The 21,506-nt window shown below is 68.6% G+C and carries 18 protein-coding genes; 8 read left to right on the top strand and 10 right to left on the bottom strand.

Translation table 11 applies throughout. The annotated features are described in order from the left end of the window. Nucleotides 1–284: 284 nt before the first annotated feature. Complete coding sequence (locus tag EV375_RS22840; protein WP_130301287.1) at nt 285–779, bottom strand: hypothetical protein; 495 nt, start codon at nt 777–779, stop codon at nt 285–287. A 616-nt stretch (nt 780–1,395) separates the two neighbouring features. Here EV375_RS22840 and EV375_RS22835 point away from each other — a divergent pair. Next, nucleotides 1,396–2,814 (top strand): arylsulfotransferase family protein, encoded by a 1,419-nt coding sequence (locus EV375_RS22835; RefSeq protein ID WP_130301286.1) that lies wholly within the window; start codon nt 1,396–1,398, stop codon nt 2,812–2,814. Between the two features lie 209 nt (nt 2,815–3,023). Here EV375_RS22835 and EV375_RS22830 read toward each other — a convergent pair whose 3' ends face one another. From EV375_RS22830 to EV375_RS22810, 5 genes are all read right to left on the bottom strand, one after another. After that, nucleotides 3,024–4,424 (bottom strand): FAD-binding oxidoreductase, encoded by a 1,401-nt coding sequence (locus EV375_RS22830; protein WP_130301285.1) that lies wholly within the window; start codon nt 4,422–4,424, stop codon nt 3,024–3,026. Nucleotides 4,425–4,495: 71 nt separating this feature from the next. Further along, the gene (locus EV375_RS22825) at nt 4,496–5,347 is read right to left on the bottom strand and encodes a DAPG hydrolase family protein (RefSeq protein ID WP_130301284.1); all 852 of its coding nucleotides are present in this window, start codon (nt 5,345–5,347) and stop codon (nt 4,496–4,498) included. Nucleotides 5,348–6,128: 781 nt separating this feature from the next. Next, on the bottom strand, nt 6,129–6,533 hold the full coding sequence (locus EV375_RS22820) for a DUF779 domain-containing protein (protein WP_130301283.1): 405 nt from the start codon (nt 6,531–6,533) through the stop codon (nt 6,129–6,131). Then, nucleotides 6,533–8,050, bottom strand: coding sequence for an aldehyde dehydrogenase (adh, locus tag EV375_RS22815; protein ID WP_130301282.1), 1,518 nt, complete (start codon nt 8,048–8,050; stop codon nt 6,533–6,535). The genes EV375_RS22820 and adh overlap by 1 nt, the downstream gene beginning before the upstream one ends. Nucleotides 8,051–8,248: 198 nt before the next feature. Next, nucleotides 8,249–9,523 carry a helix-turn-helix domain-containing protein gene (locus EV375_RS22810; protein WP_130301281.1) on the bottom strand — a complete coding sequence of 425 codons (1,275 nt, stop codon included), beginning with the start codon at nt 9,521–9,523 and terminating at the stop codon, nt 8,249–8,251. A 277-nt stretch (nt 9,524–9,800) separates the two neighbouring features. Here EV375_RS22810 and EV375_RS22805 point away from each other — a divergent pair, with 277 nt between their 5' ends. From EV375_RS22805 to EV375_RS22795, 3 genes are read left to right on the top strand one after another with little or no spacing between them, the layout of a single operon-like run. Continuing rightward, a complete protein-coding gene (locus EV375_RS22805) occupies nt 9,801–11,051 on the top strand; it encodes an iron-containing alcohol dehydrogenase (protein WP_130301280.1) in 1,251 nt (416 codons plus the stop codon). A gap of 18 nt (nt 11,052–11,069) precedes the next feature. Continuing rightward, nucleotides 11,070–12,449 (top strand): MadS family sensor histidine kinase, encoded by a 1,380-nt coding sequence (locus EV375_RS22800; RefSeq protein WP_130302053.1) that lies wholly within the window; start codon nt 11,070–11,072, stop codon nt 12,447–12,449. After that, the gene (locus EV375_RS22795) at nt 12,439–13,122 is read left to right on the top strand and encodes a MadR family response regulator transcription factor (RefSeq protein WP_130301279.1); all 684 of its coding nucleotides are present in this window, start codon (nt 12,439–12,441) and stop codon (nt 13,120–13,122) included. The genes EV375_RS22800 and EV375_RS22795 overlap by 11 nt, the downstream gene beginning before the upstream one ends. 21 nt (nt 13,123–13,143) lie before the next feature. On the opposite strand, the gene mftM is transcribed toward EV375_RS22795, so the two are convergent. From mftM to mdo, 4 genes are all read right to left on the bottom strand, one after another. After that, nucleotides 13,144–14,073: a mycofactocin oligosaccharide methyltransferase MftM gene (mftM, locus tag EV375_RS22790; protein ID WP_130301278.1), complete on the bottom strand. Its 930-nt coding sequence runs from the start codon at nt 14,071–14,073 to the stop codon at nt 13,144–13,146. Beyond that, on the bottom strand, nt 14,070–15,620 hold the full coding sequence (locus EV375_RS22785) for a VWA domain-containing protein (protein WP_130301277.1): 1,551 nt from the start codon (nt 15,618–15,620) through the stop codon (nt 14,070–14,072). The genes mftM and EV375_RS22785 overlap by 4 nt, the downstream gene beginning before the upstream one ends. Before the next feature lie 14 nt (nt 15,621–15,634). Beyond that, nucleotides 15,635–16,903, bottom strand: a complete 1,269-nt coding sequence (locus EV375_RS22780) for an AAA family ATPase (RefSeq protein ID WP_130301276.1) — start codon at nt 16,901–16,903, stop codon at nt 15,635–15,637. Nucleotides 16,904–16,970: 67 nt separating this feature from the next. Then, nucleotides 16,971–18,263 carry an NDMA-dependent methanol dehydrogenase gene (gene mdo, locus EV375_RS22775; RefSeq protein ID WP_130301275.1) on the bottom strand — a complete coding sequence of 431 codons (1,293 nt, stop codon included), beginning with the start codon at nt 18,261–18,263 and terminating at the stop codon, nt 16,971–16,973. A 312-nt stretch (nt 18,264–18,575) separates the two neighbouring features. Here mdo and mftA point away from each other — a divergent pair, with 312 nt between their 5' ends. From mftA to mftD, 4 genes are read left to right on the top strand one after another with little or no spacing between them, the layout of a single operon-like run. Next, nucleotides 18,576–18,695, top strand: a complete 120-nt coding sequence (mftA, locus tag EV375_RS22770; protein WP_130301274.1) for a mycofactocin precursor MftA — start codon at nt 18,576–18,578, stop codon at nt 18,693–18,695. An 11-nt stretch (nt 18,696–18,706) separates the two neighbouring features. After that, nucleotides 18,707–18,988 carry a mycofactocin biosynthesis chaperone MftB gene (gene mftB / locus EV375_RS22765; RefSeq protein ID WP_130301273.1) on the top strand — a complete coding sequence of 94 codons (282 nt, stop codon included), beginning with the start codon at nt 18,707–18,709 and terminating at the stop codon, nt 18,986–18,988. A gap of 19 nt (nt 18,989–19,007) precedes the next feature. Beyond that, complete coding sequence (gene mftC, locus EV375_RS22760) at nt 19,008–20,255, top strand: mycofactocin radical SAM maturase (RefSeq protein WP_130301272.1); 1,248 nt, start codon at nt 19,008–19,010, stop codon at nt 20,253–20,255. 48 nt (nt 20,256–20,303) lie between these two features. Then, nucleotides 20,304–21,473, top strand: a complete 1,170-nt coding sequence (gene mftD, locus EV375_RS22755; RefSeq protein ID WP_130301271.1) for a pre-mycofactocin synthase MftD — start codon at nt 20,304–20,306, stop codon at nt 21,471–21,473. The last annotated feature ends 33 nt before the right edge of the window (nt 21,474–21,506 follow it).

Raw genomic sequence — 21,506 nt, 5'->3', positions numbered from 1 at the left:
ACAAGAGGGCCGGAGCGAGCAAGGATGCCGGAACAGGCAGCAGCGAGGGCGCTGAAACGACCCGTGGCTGCTCAACAGCTGTTCTGCCCGTACACCGTGGAGGACGGCAAGGACGGTCTGCCCGGACGGAACCACGTTTGGATCAGCCGGTTCCGTGCGCTGCAGAAGACCTGACGGGCCGGGAGCAGGGAGTACGGAGAACGCCCGGCCGGATGACCTTCATGCCGAAGCGGTCCGTCAGACCCGGAGGCGGCCGTACCGCCGGTCGTTGTCATGCGTCGGTATCAGCGCGATGAGCGCCGAGATGGTGTCCCGCGGTCTTCGGGGAGGAACTCCACCGCACCGGCACCACGACTGCGGTCCAGCTTCCGGCGCACGCTCATGCGGGCGCCCGGTTCCTTGCCCAGCCCGACGGTCTCCACAAGGTCCCTCAGGAACAGCATGTGTTCGTCGATGCGGCTCTGCTCGTTGCCGGCGGCACGGACCTCCGCGATGAGCGCGTCGCGCAGCACATGGTGGAGGTAGTGGCGTTGCCTCGCGCGGAAGAGACCGGTGGGCCCGCCGGGCTGGGGGAGCAGGATGCCCCGCTCGCCGAGCCTCACCAGTTCCACTTCAGCGACCCGCAGTCCGCGCTCGCGGAGGGCTTCGGCCATGGCCTCAGACGGGATGCCCCGCTGCGGGCTTGCCACGCACTGCCACACCGGGATGCCCACCGCTCGGAAGCCGACGCGCGGTGCCGCGTCCATGGCGAACTCGAACTCCCGCGCGCGGAAGGTCATCGCGTCCAGGGCCAGTTGCTCCGCGGCACCCGTCGACGGGGCGACCGCGGATTCCGGGCCGGGTCAGTGCGTCATTCGGGCTGCTGCACCCGATCGCTGGGGTCACCATCGCGAAGGAAACCCCAGAACGGGCCTGGCCCCCTGAGGGAGCTGATGCATGTCCAGGTGAACCTGCTCCTGCCGAACGGCCCACTTGCGTGAGCTTCAGCAGTCTGAGCGCCTCATTACTGCTTACCGTCACCGGAGGAACGACTCCGGTCTTGACCGTCGCGGTTCCGAAAGAGCAATGGACGAAGAATCAGATTGAGAAGTGGCACCCGCCATCGCGGAGCAGGTGCCCGGTGCCAAGGAGGTCGGCAAGGTGACACGAAAGCTGCAGGTCCGTCGGAGATGGGGAAGACCTCGCACGGTGGGGGCCTGTGTGCTCGCCGCGGGGTGTGTCGTCGCCGGCTCTCTGCCCTCCGCCGCGACGAGTCCTCAACGCGGCGCGTCTCCTCAAGGAGGTGCGTCCCGCCTGTGCGCGACGAAGCCTTTTCCTCCATCGCGAGAGACTCCGCCTCCGATCCTCTCAGGCAGCGATGTGTGGAGTTTCGTCTCCGAGCCGCGCCTTCGTCCCATGCGCGTGAAAGTGACCGCGAACAAACCGGGGACGGCTCGCGGCGGCGTCTTCGTCGCCCCGTACACCGACGAGCGGATGGTCGGCCAGACCGGGGCGTTGATCAACGACAAGTCCGGCGATCCGGTCTGGTTCCGCCCGCTGCCCTCCACCAACCTCCAGAACAGCGGTTTCAGGGTCCAGAAGTACTACCGCGGAGGCAAAGGCAAGGGGCAGCCGGTGCTGACCTGGTGGCAGGGGACCACCGCCCTGCCACCCGGGTATACGAACCTGCCGTCCGGTGCGCCGGAACCGGGCGGGTGCTTCTACATCTACGACAACCACTACCGCCTGCTCAAGACGGTCTTCGCACATCACGGCTACTATCCGGACTTTCACGAGTTCACCCTGACCCGCAGGGGCACAGCGCTGTTCATCGCGTCCAAGCCCGTGGCCTTCGATCTCTCGCCCTACGGCGGTCCGAAGGACGGTGCCATCCACAACAGCGAAATCCAGGAGGTCGACCTCGCCACGGGCAGGCTCCTCTCCTCGTGGAACGCTCTGGACCACCTTGACCCCGCGGATTCAAAGGAGCCGGTATCCAGCGCCTCTTCGTCCGACGGAGTGTGGGACCCCTTCCACATCAACTCCGTCGAGGAGGGCCGTGACGGCCGCCTGCTGATCTCGGCCCGGAACATGTGGGCGATCTACAACGTCGCCAAGAAGTCCGGCAATATCCGCTGGCAACTCGGCGGCGACAAGAGCGACTTCACCTTCGGGCCCAACGCTGACTTCTACTGGCAGCATGACGCGCGGTTCCGGCCGGGGAACCGGATCAGCATGTTCGACGACGGCTGCTGTGAATCGTCCGACACTCCTGCCGAACAGCAGTCGCACGGCCTGTTTCTCAACCTCGACTTCCGCGCCCGCAAAGCGACCGTGGACAAGGCTTACTACCACAAGCCGCCGTTGTTCTCGGCGAGCCAGGGGAACACCCAGGTCCTCTCCAACGGCAACCGGTTCATCGGGTGGGGGCAGAGCCCGTACTACTCGGAGTACGCGCGTGCGGGGAACACCGAGGGCAACGGCTCGAAGAACCTGCTCTACGACGCCAAGTTCCCGGGCTCCAACATGTCGTATCGAGCGTTCCGGAACGAATGGACCGGCACTCCGTACTACCCACCGAAGGCGGCGGCGCGAGCTGACGGCGGGCGCAGCGTCGTCCACGCGTCCTGGAACGGCTCGACGCAGACCAGAGCGTGGCAGCTGCTCGCAGGGCCTGACCCCGACTCACTGTCGGTCGTGGTGAAAGGTGCTAGAAAATCCGGGTTCGAGACGGCGATCCCGACGGACAATCCAGGACCGTACTTCCGAGTGAGAGCGCTGGACGCGGACGGGAATGTCCTCAAGACCTCCCGCATCGTCAAACTGTCGAGATGACTCCGGACACACAAGGCGAGCGGGAACGAAGAGACCACCGACACCACCAGCTTTGACGACAAGGCCGGGGTGCGAGCAGGACGTCATGCAGCGCGGCTGGGCAGATTGAGCTCGAAGGGCAGTGGGCCCTGCACCCCTACCGGACGCAAGGCCCACCGCGCGTATGCCGAGCGGATCGCCGCGGCACGAAGAACTGAGTGATCGTGCCGTCACGGGTCACCGGCACGTTTCCGACGCATTCCGGACGGTTCCGCGGCCTCGTCTCCTGGCTCGGCGCGGCCGAGCCAGGAGACGAAGAGCCCATCGGGATCCCATGTGGCGCGGAGGTCGTCGAGCCGTCGGAGGTTCTCGTCACTCACGAAGCGGTAGGGGCGGTTGATCAGGTTCTCGTCGGCCAACTGGATGCCGGTGGCGTACGGCTCCCAAGCCCGCATGTGGTCGGTCACCCAGCTTGTGTACTTCTGGTCGTCAGCCGGATCGGTCCAGGCCGCATACAGTGCGTAGTACAGCTCGTCTTCTACCGAATAGGCCATCGGCGGACGTTCGGGCTGCCCCTCGTATCCTCCCCAGTTGAACAGCACCATGTGCGAAGGTGCCGGGGGCCAGGCCTTCAGCATCGCCTCGAAGTTGGGCCACAGGTCATCGAAGGCGGCGTGGGTCCACATGTTGTCGGCCAGATAGCGCTTGGTTTCGTCGTAGTGCGGATCGGAGCCGACCCGGCTCAGGGTTTCCGTGTCCGTCACCTTGTTGAGCCGCGTGGTGAGCACGTGAGCGCGTGCCGGGCAGGACTCGAAAACCGACAGCTGCTCCGTGGCCGCCTCCTCCGTGTCGGTGAAGGCGGTGGCATTGAGGGAGATGAGCGGCTCGTCGTTCGTCATCGGGTCTCGGTTGCACATGAGATTGATCTCCGTGGGCGTGTGACGGCCGATCTCGTGAACGAAACCGTAGACGTCCCGCGCGGCGGAGGCGGGCCAGAAGTAGCCGCTGTTCATCGTGACCCTCTTGCGCCGGTACAGCTTGATGTAGAACCGGGTGACGACGGCGAAGAAGCCGGGGCCGGCGCCTCGCGCGGCCCAGAGCAGGTCGGCGTTCCGGGTCTCGTCGGCATGGATCAGCTCGCCGCTCGCGGTGACCGCGTCGATGCCGGTGACCGACATGCAGGCCGGTCCGTAGTCCCGCCCGGCCCAGGCGAATCCGCCCTGCAGCAGGTAACCGCCGATGGAGACGCCCGTGCAGTGACCCGTGGGGAAGAAGAGTTCGTTCTGCGCAAGCATCGAGTTGAGTTCCGACCCTTTGATGCCGGGTTGGGCGGTGCCGGTCATCGCCTCCATGCTGACGGCCACATGGCGCAGATTGGAGAGGTCGATCAGCACCGTGCCGTCGCGCAGATGCGACCCGGACCAGCTGTGGCCGCCGGAACGTACCGCGATCTGCAGGCCTTCTTCCCTGGCCAGCCCCACCGCTCCGACGACGTCGTCCTCGTTGATCGCCAGCACGATCACCTCGGGGTAGCGGTCCGGGACTCCCGAGTGCCAGCAGGCCTCACGGCGCCGGCTCTCGTAGTGGTAGTCACCGCGCCGCAGCACCCTGCCCTCGATCTGTTTCGCCATGTCCGCTCCCTTCGCCGGGTGTTCCCGCACCGCGCCTGTGGCCCGAATCCCGGGCCGGATGTCCGGCCCGTTCACTCCCGTTCATTGCGGTTGAACTCGTCGAAGATGTCCGGGAGAAACGCGGCGAGGTGATTCATCTCCTGTGAGCAGTGCACGACCATGGCGCGGGCCTGCCCGTCGCCCAGATGCCGCACAGCCTCGCCGATCGTTTCGAGCTCACCGGTCAGGGAGGCTTCTCCACGGGGGGCGACGTACCTCCCGCCCATCCAGAAGCGCGAACGGATCTCGGCGCCACCGTTCACCCGGCGCACATGGTGGAGCAGATGGCCCCAGTCAAGCGGTACATCGGAGAATCCCACTCTGCCGCAGACAACGCTTGCCTTGTCCGGATCGAGCGTGCAGTCGCTGAATCCCAGACTGCTGGGATGAACGAAACGAATGGCGAGCCGACCGAGCACATTGCCGACGTACTCGTCCACGAACGAGGTGCCGCCGACATACCTGTCACGGTTGGGAGCGCTCCGGTCCCCCGCATCACCGGACCAGTCCGCGTACAGGTGGGCACGCGGATACCACAGCTTGTAACGCTGGGTCTCCGTGGCGTGCCACCAGAACCACCAGTCCACCATTTCCGGTGACACGCCCGGCATACGAGTCAGTGTGGCGATGTGCATGGAGCCGTCGTCGAAGAGGCTGTATCCGTTTTCGAGCTCCTGGTATCCGGCCTCGCTCAGTGTTCTCACGTCGTCCAGGTCCAGACACAACGGGGGCGCCTGCGGACCGAGATCGATCGCCTCCTTGATGTGATCCGGCAGCGGAGCCATCACGGGGTTCCAGTATTTCGCGTACCACTTGCCGTCGAGTTCGCCGGGCCGCATTCCCAGGTGGGTCCGACGCTCGGGATCGGGACGTGGCTCTGTCATGGGTGCCACCTTCAGTGGGTCAGGGTCACGATGCCGGAGGACTTGAGCACGTGCCCCTCTTCATCCAACGCCTTCACCTGGAATACGATCCTGGATCGTCCTTCGGGATCACCGTCTCGACCCGATCCGTCGGCGTGCCACTCGACCGCCGACAGAGAATCGGGGCCCGGTCCTGCAACTACCCGCAGCGCATACCGCCGACGAGCTCGAAGGTGCCCTTGATTACCAGTCGCCCGGCCTGAAGTCCCTGGTCAGCGCCGTCATCCTTCTGTGTGGTCCCCTGCCGGGGGCACCAGTTACGCCCTGCATTGTTCGCAGGTCAGGGCGAGCAATTGCCCTACCAGTAGGGTTACTTGTGACTATGCGTCAGCAAGCAGTCAACTGAGCTCCCCACGGTGTCTGCGGGGTCCCTGCAGAGGGAGGAGTCGCCCCGGGTGAGTGGCTGAGTCCGAGCGACCGGCCCACGCCACTGAACTGTCGCAGGTTCGAGCCATACGGGGGTGCCTTCAGCAAGCACTCCCATTACATTCCGCGATACGCCGTGCTCAGGACGCAACTCGCCTGGGTGCCGAGCTCGGATCCGTCTGCATTCGATCTCGGGACCCGGGGTCGCTCGCATCTTTTCTGGGCGCGGAGACCGAAGGATCGGAACACGCGCACGGGGGAGCTGCAAGGCCGAAGGGGCCGGGCACCTGGGTGTCCGGCCCCTGGCCACCACCGCTCCTGCGTCGGCGCGGTGGTGCTTGCCGGTTGGGCGTGAGGGCACCGCCCCGTCACCCCGCTATCCCTCGGTATCGGCTCCTGTGGGGAGCGGTGGCTCGGACTCTGTGCGCGCCACCTCCTCGTCGGTCAGCAGCCGCGACCTGAGCAGGAAGCGAACGCCTTCTGGGGCTTCGAGGGAGAAGCCGCTACCCCGGCCAGGGACCACGTCGACGGTGAGGTAGGTGTGCGACCAGTACGCGAACTGGTCGGCGCTCATCCAGAACGGCGTGTCCCCGGCGAGGTGGCCGAGCAGCACGTCCGATCCACCGACCCGGAATTCGCCCCGCGGATAGCACATCGGCGCGCTGCCGTCGCAGCATCCGCCGGACTGGTGGAACATCACCGGGCCGTGCCGGGCGATCAGAGCGCTCACCAACTCCTCGGCTGCAGGCGTGAGTTCGACGCGTCCGGTGCGGGTGCCCATCAGAAGAATCCGAGCTTCTTCGCGGAGTAGCTGACCAGCAGATTCTTGGTCTGCTGGTAGTGGTCCAGCATCATCTTGTGGTTCTCGCGGCCGATGCCGGACTTCTTGTAACCGCCGAAGGCGGCGTGGGCCGGGTACGCGTGGTAGCAGTTGGTCCAGACACGGCCCGCCTTGATCTCCCGGCCCAGGCGGTACGCGGTGTTGCCGTCCCGGGTCCACACGCCGGCCCCCAGGCCGTACAGCGTGTCGTTGGCGATCTTCAGCGCCTCGTCGACCGAGTCGTACGTCGTGACCGAGACGACCGGGCCGAAGATCTCCTCCTGGAATATCCGCATGTCGTTGGTGCCGCGGAAGATGGTCGGCTCGATGTAGTAGCCGCCCTCGAGGCCGGCGACGCTGCGCCGGTTGCCGCCGGTGAGCAGCTCGGCGCCTTCCTTCTTGCCGATGTCGATGTAGGAGAGGATCTTCTCGTACTGGTCGTTGCTGGCCTGGGCACCGATCATGGTTGCCGGGTCCAGCGGGCTACCGCTCTTGATGGCCTTGGTGCGCTCGACGCAGCGGGCCATGAACTCGTCGTAGATCGAGGAGTGGATCAACGCGCGGGACGGACAGGTGCAGACCTCGCCCTGGTTGAGTGCGAACATCACGAAACCCTCGACGGCCTTGTCCAGGTAGTCGTCGTCGGCGGCGGTGACGTCGGGCAGGAAGATGTTGGGGCTCTTGCCGCCCAGCTCCAGGGTGACCGGGATGATGTTCTCGCTCGCGTACTGCATGATCAGGCGGCCCGTGGTGGTCTCACCGGTGAAGGCCACTTTGGCGATCCGCGGGCTGGAAGCCAGCGGTTTGCCGGCCTCGACGCCGAAGCCGTTCACGACGTTGACGACTCCGGGCGGCAGCAGATCGGCGATCAGCTCGATCATCACGAGGAGGCTGACCGGGGTCTGCTCAGCGGGCTTGAGAACCACGCAGTTGCCGGCCGCGAGTGCCGGTGCCAGCTTCCATGTCGCCATCAGCAGCGGGAAGTTCCACGGAATGATCTGGCCCACGACACCCAACGGCTCGTGGTAGTGGTACGCCACTGTCTCTTCGTCGATCTCGGCGATGCTGCCCTCCTGGGCGCGCACCACACCGGCGAAGTAGCGGAAGTGATCCACCGCCAGTGGCAGGTCGGCGGCCGTGGTCTCGCGGATCGGCTTGCCGTTCTCCCAGGTCTCGGCGAGGGCGAGCTTTTCGAGATTCTCCTCGATCCGGTCCGCGATCTTGTTCAGGATGTTGGCCCGCTCAGTGGCGGACGTACGGCCCCACTTGGCGGCCGCGGCGTGGGCGGCGTCCAGGGCGAGTTCGATGTCCTCGGCGGAGGACCGGGCCACCTGGGTGAAGTTCTTGCCGTCCACCGGTGAAGCGTTGTCGAAGTACACGCCCTTGACGGGGGCGACCCAGTCGCCACCGATGAAGTTCTCGTACTGCCGGGCGAAGTTGACGATGCTGCCGTCCGTGCCTGGCTGGGAGTACACCATTGCTGCGCTCCTCGCTGGGAATCAATGTGCGGGTGACGTGACGGCAACGCCGTCGTGACACGGCTCACCGTGACTGCACGAGGTTGGCGAAAGGTTGGCGAACCCCGTGCACACGGCACGGGCATGGCAGGTGTACGCACAGGGACTCGGCACGGCATGCCCTACGGCACACTGTGTGACCCGGATTTCTGAGGGCTGTCAGGCCCGCAGCGCCGCTCGCAGCCGCCCGGCAGCGATCCCGCGGCGGACGTCGTCCATGCCCAGCACGCCCAGGGCGTGCTCGTGCACCTCGGCGTCGAACGGCGCGTACTCGCCGTAGCGCAGCGCATGTTCGGGGCGGGCACTGGCCAGTACGGCCTCTCGTACGGCGACTTCCAGGTGCGCGCGCCAGGCCACGATGCCCGGTGCCTCGGAGCCGGGCAGCAGCGGGCCGCAGTAGTGCCGCACAGCGGTCTCGATGTCACCGCGCTCAAGCGCCCGCAGGACCTCGACGGCATCGCAGGTCACGGCGGTCGTCAGGGCGTACTTGCGGGTGGCGACGGCGCCCCCGAGCGCGCGCCTCAGATGAGAGACCTCCGCCTTGAACGTGGAGGCGGTGACCGGCCGGTCGCCGTAGAGCGCTTCGCGCAGCCGGTCCGGCGAGTAGCCGTCGGGCTCCAGCGCGAGCAGCGTCAGGATCTCCAGCTGACGGGGCCGCAACCGCAGGGAGGCGCCATCCCGTACGGCCTCTTCGCTGCCCAGGCAGGACAGCCGCACCTCGGATGCGGGTCCGGTACGGGTACCGGACCCGGTGCCGGGGCCGGACCCGCCGGCCGGCCAGTCGGGAGCGGTCCCCAGGCAGGCCTCGATGCTGGTCGCCAGGGTCCGTACGGTCGACATTGCCAGCGGGTGCGAGCGGTCCCAGGTGGTGGACAGGTCCAGTACGCCCAGGATCCGCCCGTCCTGGGCGCGGATCGGTGCGCAGTAGCAGACCCAGCCGTGCAGCGCGGCGACCAGGTGCTCCGCAGAGAAGACGGTGGCTGGACGGCCTGTGCGCAGCGCGAGCGACAACGCGTTGGTGCCCATTGCCAGCTCGTCCCAGCGGCTTCCGGGCGCGAAGTTGACGCGCTCGGCCCGGCGCCGCATGACGCGTCCGCCGCAGGTCCACAGGATGGTGCCGGACTCGTCGGTGACTGCGGCGACGAATCCCGCGTCGTCGGCGATGCTGCGCATTTCGTCGGCCAACGCCGTCACCGGGCCCCGCAGCAGCGACCTGGACCAGCGGGGATCCACCGCGCCGCCATCGGCGGTCGGCGCGCTGTCCCGCCGCGGGTCGACGGAGTCCAGCGAGCGGATCCAGGACTCGGTGACCTCGCGGCGCAGCGCCGCGCCGCCGGGCAGAACCCGGCGGACCCTCTTCAACTCCGGTACCCGACGGGCCCATTCGTCCTCCAGCGCGGCCCGTCGCTGCCGAAGTCCCAGATGCTCAGACATAGCACTTCCCGGCTTCTTCATCGTCGACATGCCCATCGGCACGCGCCGGCGATCATTGTCCGGCGCATTGTCCTGGAGTGCACCTGTCCGATCGGGCAGGTCGGCGCGCCACATTGGAGAGTGCTGGGCGCGAGTGAGCGCCCCTACCTTGTTTACTGCACGTCACGGCTCTGTTAAGTCTTTGGATGTCGCGCAAACCCTGGCGGTGCCTTGTGACCTGCGTAATATGACTCCGCAGTTTGGAGGTCCCGTGCCTCATCTGCCGGGAGGCCCCATCATGACCGGGAGTGAGCGGTCGGTCGGTGACTGGTACGCCGACACACGTCCCGAGGAGCTGGCCGGCCCGCAGCGGATCACACCAGGTAACGAACGCGAGCCCTCCCAACTCGCCAAATTCCACGCCCCGGAGGTCGTCTTCGGCCCCGGATCGCTGGCCGAGCTGGGTCACTGTGTGTTGCGGATCGGCGGGCGGCGGCCGTTCCTGGTCACCGACCCCGGACTGATCGAGGCGGGTTGGGTGGATGAGGCGCTGGGTCATCTCCGGGTGGCCGGGTTGCGCCCCACTGTGTGGCACGGGGTGACGCCCAACCCGAAAGACCACGAAATCGCGGACGCGTACGAGCATTACGCGGCGAGCGGCTGCGACGTGGTCGTGGGGCTGGGCGGCGGCTCGTGCATCGACGCGGCCAAGGGCGTGGCGATCCTGTCAGGAAACGGCGGGCGCATCCTGGGGTACGAGGGCGTGGACAAAGTCGTGCATCCGATCCCGCCCACGGTGATGGTGCCCTCCACGTCGGGCACCGGGGCGGACGTCTCGCAGTTCGCGGTGATCACCGACACAGCGGAACACATCAAGATCACCATCATCAGCCGCACGCTCGTGCCGGAGATATCGGTGATCGACCCACGACTGCTGACCACCATGCCGGAGTGGCTCAACGCGGCGACCGGACTGGACGCGCTCACCCACGCCATCGAGGCGTTCGTCTCCAAGGCGCACAATCTGCTGACCGACAACCACGCCCTGCACGCCGTCCAGTTGATCACCGGTCATCTTCTGGGCACCCAGCACCGGCCCAACGAAGTCGATCCGCGCCTCGCGATGGCCCAGGGCTCACTGGAGGCGGGAATGGCCTTCACCAACGCGATCCTGGGCGCCACACACGCCATGAGCCACCAGGTGGGCGGCCTGCTGGACGCGCCGCACGGCGTGGTCAACGGCGTCCTGCTGCCGCACGTCATCCGGTTCAACGCCGATGTGATGCCGCAGCGTTACCGGGCGCTGGCCACGGCCGCGGGGCTTCCCTCCGAAGGCGCGCCGTCGGACGAACTGGCCTACGCCCTCGCCGAGAAGGTCCGCGATCTGGCGGACGCGGTGGGCGTGCCGAAGAAGCTTTCCAGCCTCGGCGTCACCGAGGCGGACGTGCCCCGGCTTGCCCGCACGACATTGAAGGACGCCTGCCTGGCCACCAACCCCAGGGACGTGGAGGTGCGGGACATCGAGGCGCTCTTCCGCGCAGCCCTGTGAGGTGATCCCGTGACCGCCATGAACGAACCGGACCGGCGCCCGCCGGCCACCGCCGACCTCGGGATGCTCACCGGCCTGCGCTCGGGCAAACGCTCGTACTACCCCGCTTACATCCGCTCGACCGAACGCCTGGAGCGCGCCGTGGAGGCGCTGGACGGCATCTCGCGCGCCCTGGTCCGCACCGCCGAGGGGCCGCGGGCACTGGTCGAGGCGGTAGTACGGGCGGCAGCCGAGCATCTGCAGGCGCGCTGGCTGCTGTTGGCCGTGGCGGACGGCGCGCTGCGAGCCGCGCGGCCACGGTTCCTCTTGTACGCCGACGACGTCCTGATCGACGACGAGTCGCGGCTGCCCGCCGAGGTCCGCAGTCATTTGGAGGTGCTGCGCACCCGGCCCTGGGAAGCCGAGTCCACACCGGGAGGCGAGGGCTGGGTCCGGGCGCCGATGACGCTGGACGACGAACCGGTCGGCGGGATCGTGGCCCGGCCCGGCGCCGGTGTCGAGGTGGCCTCCACCGACCTGGCCATCCTCCGGGTGCTCGCCAATCAGGCCGCCGTAGCCCTGCACAACTCCTTCCTCTTCCACGCGGCCACCCGGCTGCGGGGCCGTACCGAGCAGCTGTCCGAGGCGGCCCAGCGTCAGGCCAGGGACCTGGCGGCGCGCAGCGCCGAGCTGGCCGAGACACAGCAGTTGCTTCTGGGGGCGATGCAGCGGCAGGCGCTGGACGACGAACGACACCGGATAGCCCGGGAGTTGCACGACAGCGTCACGCAGTACGTGCTCAGCGCGGGTATGACGATCGAGGTGTGCCGGGCGGAACTGGCCGCGACGGGCGGCGCGGCCGAGGACATCGCGCTGCGGCTGACCTCGGCCAAGGACCTCAACCGGCAGGCCGTGGAGCGGCTGCGTAACGCCATCTACGCCCTGCACCACACCTCCGACGAACCATCAGGTCCGCTTCCTGTGATGCTGGAGCGGCTCTCCACGGTCCACCAGACCACCGACCTGGAAGTGCGAGTCCGGATCGAGGGCAGCCCCGTACCGCTGCCGCCGCAGGCCGAGCAGTCGGTCCTGCGGCTGGCGGGCGAGGCGCTGTTCAACTCCGCAACGCACGGCAAGGCCGACCGGGCGCTGGTGCGGCTGCGGTATCTGCCCGACTCCGTCACGCTGAGCATCTCCGACGACGGGAGCGGCGATCCGGCCCAGCTGCGGCGGGCACTGCAGCTGTCCCGGGCGGGCGACGCCTCGGGCCGCCACTGCGGGATGGCGAACATGGCCGCCAGAGCCGAGGAGTTGGGCGGCATCTTGTCCATCCGCAGGTCACGAATGGGCGGCATCCTGCTGCGCGTGGGCATCCCCCTGCCGGTGGGCGTCGAACAGGAGGTATCCGATGAATGCTGAAGCGCAGGCGGCGGCCGCGCCGCTGGCCTCCCCCGTACGGATCATCCTGGTCGACGACCATGCCATCGTCCGGCACGGGCTCCGCTCGATCCTGGAGCGCGAGGAGGACCTGGAGGTGGTGGGTGAGGCCAGTACGGCAGCCGAGGCGATAGCCGTCATCGAACACGCCCGCCCCACGATCGTGCTGCTGGACCTGAAGCTGTCGACGGGCGCCGACTCCGAGGGCCTGAGCCTGTGCGCCGACCTCACCGAGCGGCACCCGGGCCTGGCGGTGCTGGTGCTCACCACCTTCCTGGACGACTCCCTGGTGGCGGCCGCCATCCAGCACGGTGCGCGCGGGTACGTCGTCAAGGACGTGGACACCACCGAACTGCTGCGGGCCATCCGGGCGGTGGCCCGCAACGAGAGCGCCTTCGACTCCCGCTCGGCCGCCGCGATGGTCCGCAGCATGCGCGTCCAGACCGATCCGCAGCCCGAGAAAGCCACCTTCACCGAGCGGGAGTTGAAGGTACTGGAACTGCTCGCCCACGGTCTGAGCAACCGTGTCATCGGCGCGAGGTTGTTCATCTCCGAGACGACGGTGAAGTTCCACGTACGCAACATCATGCGCAAGCTGGACGCCAGCAGCCGTGCGGAGGCGGTGTACGAGGCGAGCAAGATGGGCGTGATCTGACGGCCGCGGAGAGCGCGGCGATCAGCTGGTTTCGAGGACCAGCCAGCCGCCATGGTGCGAGGTGGCAGTGAACGGGCTGCCCGTGCCGCGACCCAGCCGTTCCAGCTGATCCTGGTCGAAGCACCGGACGTGGCCGTACGCGGAAGTCGGCTCGTCCTCGTACGGCACCGCGACCACGACCCGCCGCCGTGCGAGCCGCAGCGCCTCCTCCAGCACCGCATCGCCGTGCCGGGGATCGAGGTGTTCGAGCAGGTGGATGACGGTGACGGTGTCCACCGACGCGTCCGACAGCGGTACCCGTGAGGCGTCGCAAGTCAGAGTGCCGAGGCGCAGGCCAAGCGCTTCGGCGACGGCTCCGAGCAGCCGCATCGTGCCCGGCGACAGGTCGGAGGCGATCACGGTCTGCCCAGGGCGGCGGGCGAGCATCAGCGGCAGGAACCCGAAGCAGGAGCCCATGTCGAGCACCGTGCCCGCCGCCTCGACCAGTTCCAGCGTGCGGCGGTAGACGGGCGCGAATCCCGCGATGGACGAGTGGTCGTGGGCCACCGCGGGATCCTGCCAGCACGCCCGGATACGGGCCAGCGTGTTCTCGTAGAACGTGGTCCAGGCGGTCAGCGGCCCGTCCACGCAGGAGCGCACCACACCGGTGAAGACCCGCTCGAAGACGTCCGGTCCGGACAGCCAGCCGGGCGCGAACAGCTCCTCCGCCAGCAGCCCCGCCAGGTCGTTGTCCAGCTGGCCGGGGCGGAGCCAGTGGCCCACCTCGACCAGGCGGCCATGCCGACGCAGACGGAAGTGCTCGGTCCGCACGATCGGCGCAGGGCCCGGGTCGCCGCCCCTCGGCGGGCTCTCCCGGATCACGGCGACCACCTGGTCGGCGTACCGGCCGGGCTGGTGCGGCCCCAGCGGATCGATGCGCTGCGCCGCGCGGCGCAGATCGGAAACGCTCATCGCCCGGTCCCCTCCGCCGCAATCCGGTGGGCCGTGCGCTGCAGCCCGGCGAGGTCCGCGACCACCTGGACGCGGTCGCAGAATTCCGCGTAGCGCGGCAGGTCGCAGGCGCCCAGGCCCCAGGAATAGCGGGGTTCGGGGGTGAGCCAGACGGTCTGCCGGACCCGGCGAGTGATCTCCTCGAACGTGCCGGTCCGCGGGTCGTTCCCGTTGCCCCGGCCGTCGCCCAGGACGACCAGGGTGGTGCGGCGGCTCAGGGCCGCCGCGTGGTCGGCCAGCAGCAGGTCGAAGATCCGGCCGTAATCGGAGTTGGCGTCAGTGTCGATCAGGCCGCCGGCCGGCAGCCCGTCGAAGACCAGCCCGAGGGCCCGCTCCAGTGGATGCTCGGTGAACAGCTCGGTGATCTCGGTGGGTTCGTCGACGAAGGCGAAGGAGCGGACCTGCCCGAAGAGCGACTGCAGGCCGTGGACGAGGTGCAGGGTGAACCGTGCGGTCGCCCGTACCGAGAGCGACACATCTGCCAGCACCACCACCCGCGGCTTGTCCTCGGACCGGACCGTGGTGACCGGACGGAACGGGATGCCGCCGAAGCGCATGTTCCGGCGCATGGTGCGCCCCGCATCCACCCGGCCGCGCGGGCTGGCCCGGCGACGGCTGGTCAGCGCGCCGCGCATGGAGTGCCCCAACCGGCGCAGCGCCTCCTCCAGTTGGGCCCGCTCGTCCTCGTCGACCGATTCGAGGCGGGCGTGTTCGGCGGGCTGTGCGGACTCCTGGGACACCGTCTCCAGTCCTGCCAGCCGCTCCAAGTGCCGCTGCAACAGCTCGGGCAGGTTCTCGATGACTCCGGCGAGCCGCCGGCGCAGCGCGGCGAGGGCCTCCTTTTCGGCGTCGTCGGCGTCGTCGTCATCGGCCTCCTGTGCGAGCCACCCGAAGAGGGCGTCCTGCTGGGCGACGGTCAGTTCGGTGTCTATCCGCTGCCCGGTCGCCGTTGCGAGCTGTCCGGGGACGCCTGCGCCGTGCAGCCGTTCGGTCTCCAGCTGGACGGACGGGGCCTCGTCCGTGGCTCCGGTCGCACGGTCCTTGGACAGCACGATCTCATCGGTCATCGAGGCCATATCGACCTTGTTGGCCTCCTGGTGCAGGTTGTACTGCTGGGACATGTCCCGCTGGTCGAAGTAGTCGCGGATATCGGCGGGCTTGTCGTGGCTGTGGCCTTGCTCCGGCAGCTCCGAGGGCTCCTCGGAGACGGTGAAGGACTCCAGTGTGCCGTCGTCGGTGAGGTCGTCGTGCTCGTGGCTGTGGCCGTGCCCGTCGTCCCCTGCGCCCACCGGCAGCAGCGAGAAGTACGCCGTGAACAGCTCGTCGAAGAGCGCGTCGTCGCGCCGGTCCTTGACCAGCGTCATCCGCAGCGCCTCGCGCAGCGTCTCCCGCTGGTCCAGCACTCCGGGCTGGGCCGCCCCCCGCATGGCGTCCATCGCCTCCGAAACCGACACCCGCAGCCCGAACAGGCGCAGCAGGCGGACGAACCGGTGCACGCTGCTTTGCATGCCTCGCCCCCGGCTCAGTCGGTCCGGCGCCTGGCGATGGCGGCGAAGGAGCGGGCGCCCTGACCTCTGCCCGGCTCGGGGCGGCCGGCCGGGCCGGGTCCCGGCGCCCCGTAGTAGCCCTCGTCGTGGCGGCCCTGCTGGTCCATGGCGACCCTTACGGCCGTTCCGTCGGGCCCGGCGTCGGGGTCGTGATCGTGACGGTGGAGGTGGCCCGTACCGTCGTGGGCGTCCCCGGGACCGTGGCTGTGGCCCGGGCCGTGGTGGTGCCCATGCCCGTGCCCGTCGTGGTGGTGTCCCGGTTCGGGCAGCTCGCGGTTGGGGTCGACGAGCCGGGGCAGCACGCCCAGGGCGCGGTGCAGGTCCCGCTCGTACTTGAGGACCACGTTGGCGGTCTCGGCGAGGATCTCCGGGTCGAGTTCGTCGACGCCGAGTACGGCGAGGGTGCGGGCCCAGTCGACGGTCTCGGCGATGCTGGGGCTTTTACGCAGGTCCAGATCACGCAGGCCGCGCACCACGTCCACCAGGCGCCGGGCAGTCGCGACCGGCAGCCCGGTGTCCTTGGAGCTCAGGATGTCCAGCTCGCGCTCGGCGTCGGGGTAGTCCAGGAACAGGTGCAGACAGCGCCGCTTGAGCGCGGCGGACAGGTCGCGCGTGTTGTTGGAGGTGAGCACGATGTACGGCGCAACCTTCGCGGTGTACGTGCCGATCTCGGGCACGGAGACCTGGTACTCGGCCAGGCACTCCAGCAGCACCGCCTCCAGGGCCTCGTCCGCGCGGTCGACCTCGTCGATCAGCAGGACGGCCGGCTGCTCGCCGCGGATCGCGTCCAGCAGCGGGCGCGGTGCGAGGAAGCGCTCGGAGAAGAACGCGCTGTCCTGCTCGCCGATCCGGTGCACGGCGGTGGCCAGGTCGGGGGCGTCAGCGGTGAGCTCGCCGATCTTGTCCCGCAGCATCTGCGTGTACAGCAACTGCTTGCCGTAGTCCCACTCGTAGAGCGCCCTGCTCTCGTCCTGGCCCTCGTAGCACTGCAGGCGCAGCAGCCGGCGCCCCGAGGCCGCCGCCAGTGCCTTGGCCAGTTCCGTCTTGCCGACCCCGGCCGGGCCTTCCAGCAGCACCGGCTTGTCCAGCCTGGCGAGTAGGAAGACCGTCGTGGCGAGCCGCCGGTCTGCGATGTAGCCCTGCGCGGCGAACCGCTCGATCACGTCGTCGACCGAGTCGAATTCCGGGGGCGGGGAGTCCTGGGGATCAGCCGGGGTGTCTTGGGGGTGAGCTGTGTCGAGCACTGTTCCTCCGTCCGGGGTCCGGGAGGGGGCGGCGTCCCGAGCCGCCCCCTCCCCGTGCCGTTGTCGCTCAGCTGAGCAGGTCGTCCAGGTGGCCGTTCATGCAGTGCTCGACGACCGGGCGGACGGTGTCGAACGTGCACTCCTTGGCGTTGCCCGGGGTGCAGGCGTCGCCGAGGACGTGGTTGGTGATCCGGTCGGCGTCCGCGTCGTCGCCCTTGATGACGGGAGCCTGCTCGTAGTACTTCGTCGGGCCCTGGCCCAGTCGGTTCTTCGAGTAGGACTCCTGGGTGACGTCGGTGAACTTCTCCGGGATGCCGACGTCCCGCAGCAGCCGGATACCGGCCTCCAGGGCCGCCTCGGCGGCCTTGACCTTGGTCATGCCGTGCGTGTCGACGCCCATCACCTCGGCGATGTCGGCGAACCGCTCGTACTGCGTGGGCATGTTGAACGCCCAGACCCTGGGCAGCGCGATGGCGTTGTTGAGCCCGTGGTGGGTGTCGTAGAAGGCGCTGACCGCGTGCGAGATGGAGTGGATGACGCCCAGGCCACCGGAGTTGAACGCCTGTGCCGCGATGTACTGCGCGTACATCATCCCTTCGCGGCCGGCCAAGTCCTGGCCGTTCCACACGGCCTGCCGCAGGTGCTGTGCCGTCAGCCGGATCGCGTGCAGCGAATTGCCCAGCGAGGGCTGGAAGTTGAGCCGCGAGACGTACGGCTCCGAGGCGTGCGCGAGCACGTCGAAGCCGCACTGCGCGGTGTAGTCCAGCGGGCAGTCGTAGTACAGCACCGGGTCGTCGATGGCGAGTGTGGCCACCGAGGCGTCATCGAACGCGACGTACTTGTGCGGGTTGTCGGGGTCGGTCGTGGTGTCGGTGATGACGTACGCCCACGAGGTCTCCGAGCCGGTGCCGGCAGTCGTGGACACCGCGATGTGCGGCGGGTTCTTGGGGTTCTCCGACTTGTTGAAGCCCTCGAACTCGTTGACGCTGCGGCCGTCGTGCGCGACCGAGATGCGGGCGCCCTTACAAGCGTCGTGCGAGGACCCGCCGCCGATCGAGACGAACGAGTCGCACTTGTTCTCCTGGTACATCGCCACGGCTTCCATGGCGTTGTAGTCCTTGGGATTCGACTCGACCTTGTCGTACAGGACGACTTCGAGGCCGTGGTATTTCATCGACTCGACGATCTTGTGGACGGTGTCGCTGCCCCGCAGACCCGTGGTCATCACCAGCGTGCGACGGAACCCGAGCTTCTTGGCCTCGGGACCGATCATTTCATGCGCTCCCGGGCCCAGCATCGCCCGCGGGAAGGGGTGGAACTCCTTGATCGGAAACGGCTTGAGAAGTTCATCGACCTGCATGATCTCCGGTTCCTCTCTGCTCGACGAGTGGCGTGATTCACCTTCGGCGAACGGCTGCGGCCCGGGACACCGGCCAGCCGGGCGGCAGCCGGGAACGAACGGAGAGGCGGCCCCCTGCCCGATCGGACGGGGGCACCCGGCGCCGCCGGTGCGGCGCCCGCGCACCTGACCGATCGGAGGGGGCGATGGGGACCTGAAGCACGGTGGGACGGGATACGGGACCGCGCCTAGCGTCGAAATGCGAGGCACTGCCGAAGCAGGCAGCGCCCACCGCCTCACCCTCGACTCCCCTATTCCGTACGGAGGTTCGCCATGCAGGACGACAACGCGACCGAACAGGACCTGGACACGAGTGCCGCCACGGCCGAGGACGTGACCGAGGAACTCCTCGTGGAAGAGGTGTCCATCGACGGCATGTGCGGCGTCTACTGAGGCCGGCCGTGATGTCCCACCCCTCCGATGCGGCGGACTTCGACACCACCAGGCCGTACCGCCTCAACCCGTGCGTCGCGCTGCGCCCTGAGCCGTTCGGTGCCCTGGCGTACCACTTCGGCAACCGCCGGCTGTCCTTCCTGAAGGCCCCGGAGCTCGTCGAACTGGTTCAGGGACTGGACCGGCACCCCAGCGTCGGGGACGCGCTGGCCGGCGTCCCCGACGGCCGGCGCAACGCCTGGCTGCGCGCGCTGACCTCGCTGGCCGCCGCCGACATGATCATCCCCCAGTGAGCGGAACCGGAGTGCAGTGATGCCCACTCGATACGCCCCCACCCCTGCCGAACGCGCATCCGACCGACCCGTCCCCGCCCTGGTCGAACAGTTCAAGGGCGGTCTGCACGCCCCGATCTGTCTGACCTGGGAGTGGACGTACGCGTGCAACCTGGCCTGCGCGCACTGTCTTTCGTCCTCGGGTCGGCGCGACCCGATGGAGCTGTCCACCGACGAGATCAAGTCGGTGATCGACGAACTGCAGCGGATGCAGGTCTTCTACATCAACGTCGGCGGCGGCGAGCCGACGGTCCGCCACGACTTCTGGGAGCTGCTGGACTACGCGATCGCCCACGAGGTCGGCGTGAAGTTCTCCACCAACGGACTGCGGCTGACCCCCGAACGAGCGCGGCAGCTGGCCGCGACCGACTACGTCGACGTGCAGATCTCCCTGGACGGCGCGACCCGCGAGGTCAACGACGCGGTCCGTGGCCCCGGTTCGTACGACATGGCGGTCCGGGCCATGGAAAATCTCGCCGAGGCCGGTTTCCAGGACTTCAAGATCTCGGTGGTCATGACCCGGCACAACGTGCCGCAACTGGACGACTTCGCCACCATCGCCGACCGGTACGGGGCGCAGCTGCGGATCACTCGGCTGCGTCCGTCCGGCAGGGGCGCGGACGTCTGGGACGAACTGCACCCGACGGCCGACCAGCAGCGCGACATCCACGCCTGGCTGACCGGCCATGGCGAGCGGGTACTGACCGGGGATTCCTTCTTCCACCTCAACGCACTGGGCACGGACCCGATACCGGGACTGAACCTGTGCGGCGCGGGGCGCGTGGTGTGCCTCATCGATCCGGTCGGGGACGTCTACGCCTGCCCGTTCGCCATCCACGACGCGTTCAAGGCCGGCAACGTCCGCTCGCCCGGCGGCTTCCAGCGGGTGTGGCAGGACTCCGAGCTCTTCACCGACCTGCGACGGCCGCAGTCCGGCGGCGCCTGCACCAGTTGCTCGGCGTACGACGTCTGCCAGGGCGGCTGCATGGCGGCGAAGTTCTTCACCGGGCTGCCGCTGGACGGCCCGGACCCGGAGTGCGTCAAGGGACACGGCGCCGCCGCACTCGCCACGGTCGACCGTGCCGCGGTGCCCCCGCAGGGCGCCGACCACTCGCACACCGGGCCGGTGCGCAGCCAGCCGGTTCCCCTGGGCATGCCCGCGCTGAAGGTCAGCCGCCCGGACCGCTTCTGTGACGAGAGCCCCCTGGCCGGCATGGACCGCCCGTGAACGGCCGCGAGGCGCGCGACCGGGCAGGGACGACGAAAGAGGAAGATCATGAATGCTTGGTTCGAGACCGTGACGGAGGCCCAGCGCAGGGCCCGGAAGCGGCTGCCGAAATCCGTCTACAGCGCGTTGCTCGCCGGCTCCGAGAAGGGCGTCTCCTACGACGACAACACCGCGGCCTTCGCGCAGCTCGGATTCGCCCCGCACGTCGCCGGACAGTCCGCCAAGCGCGAGATGGCGACGACGGTCATGGGGCAGGAGATATCGCTGCCGGTGATCATCTCCCCCACGGGCGTACAGGCCGTACACCCCGACGGGGAAGTGGCCGTCGCCCGCGCGGCGGCGGCCCGCGGCACGGCGATGGGCCTGAGCTCCTTCGCCAGCAAGCCGCTGGGTGACGTCGTCGCGGCCAACCCGCAGACGTTCTTCCAGGCGTACTGGATGGGAACCCGGGACGTCATGCTCCAGCGGATGGAACGTGCCCGCGCGGCCGGGGCCAAGGGACTGATCGTCACCCTCGACTGGTCCTTCTCACACGGCCGGGACTGGGGCAGCCCCAAGATCCCCGAGCGGCTGGACACCAGGGCGATGCTCCGGTTCGCCCCAGAGGCACTGGCCCGTCCGCGCTGGCTGCTCGACTTCCTCAGGAGCCGGAGCATCCCGGACCTGACCACCCCGAACATCGCCGAACCCGGCGGGCCGGCACCGTCGTTCTTCGGGGCCTACGGCGAGTGGATGCAGACACCGCCCCCGTCATGGGAGGACGTCGCCTGGCTGCGCGAGCAGTGGGACGGCCCGTTCCTGCTCAAGGGCGTCTGCCGGGTCGACGACGCCAAGCGGGCCGTGGACGCGGGAGTGACCGCGATCTCCGTGTCCAACCACGGTGGCAACAACCTGGACGCCACCCCCGCGCCGATCCGCGCCCTGCCGGCCGTCGCCGACGCCGTTGGCCACGAGGTCGAGATTCTGCTCGACGGAGGAATCCGCCGCGGCAGCGACGTGGTCAAGGCTGTCGCGCTCGGCGCCAAGGCGGTGATGATCGGGCGCGCCTACCTGTGGGGCCTGGCGGCGGGCGGCCAGGCCGGGGTGGAGAACGTGCTCGACGTCCTGCGCGGTGGCATCGACTCGGCCCTGCTCGGCTTGGGGCGCTCCACCATTCATGAATTGACGGCCGACGACGTGGTGATCCCGCAGGGGTTCACCCGCGCACTGGGCGTCTGAGTTGAGCGCGCGGCGGCCGGGCGCCGCGGCCGG

The organism is Streptomyces sp. CNZ301 (assembly GCF_004217425.1).
This window is presented reverse-complemented; position numbering and strand designations above follow the sequence as displayed.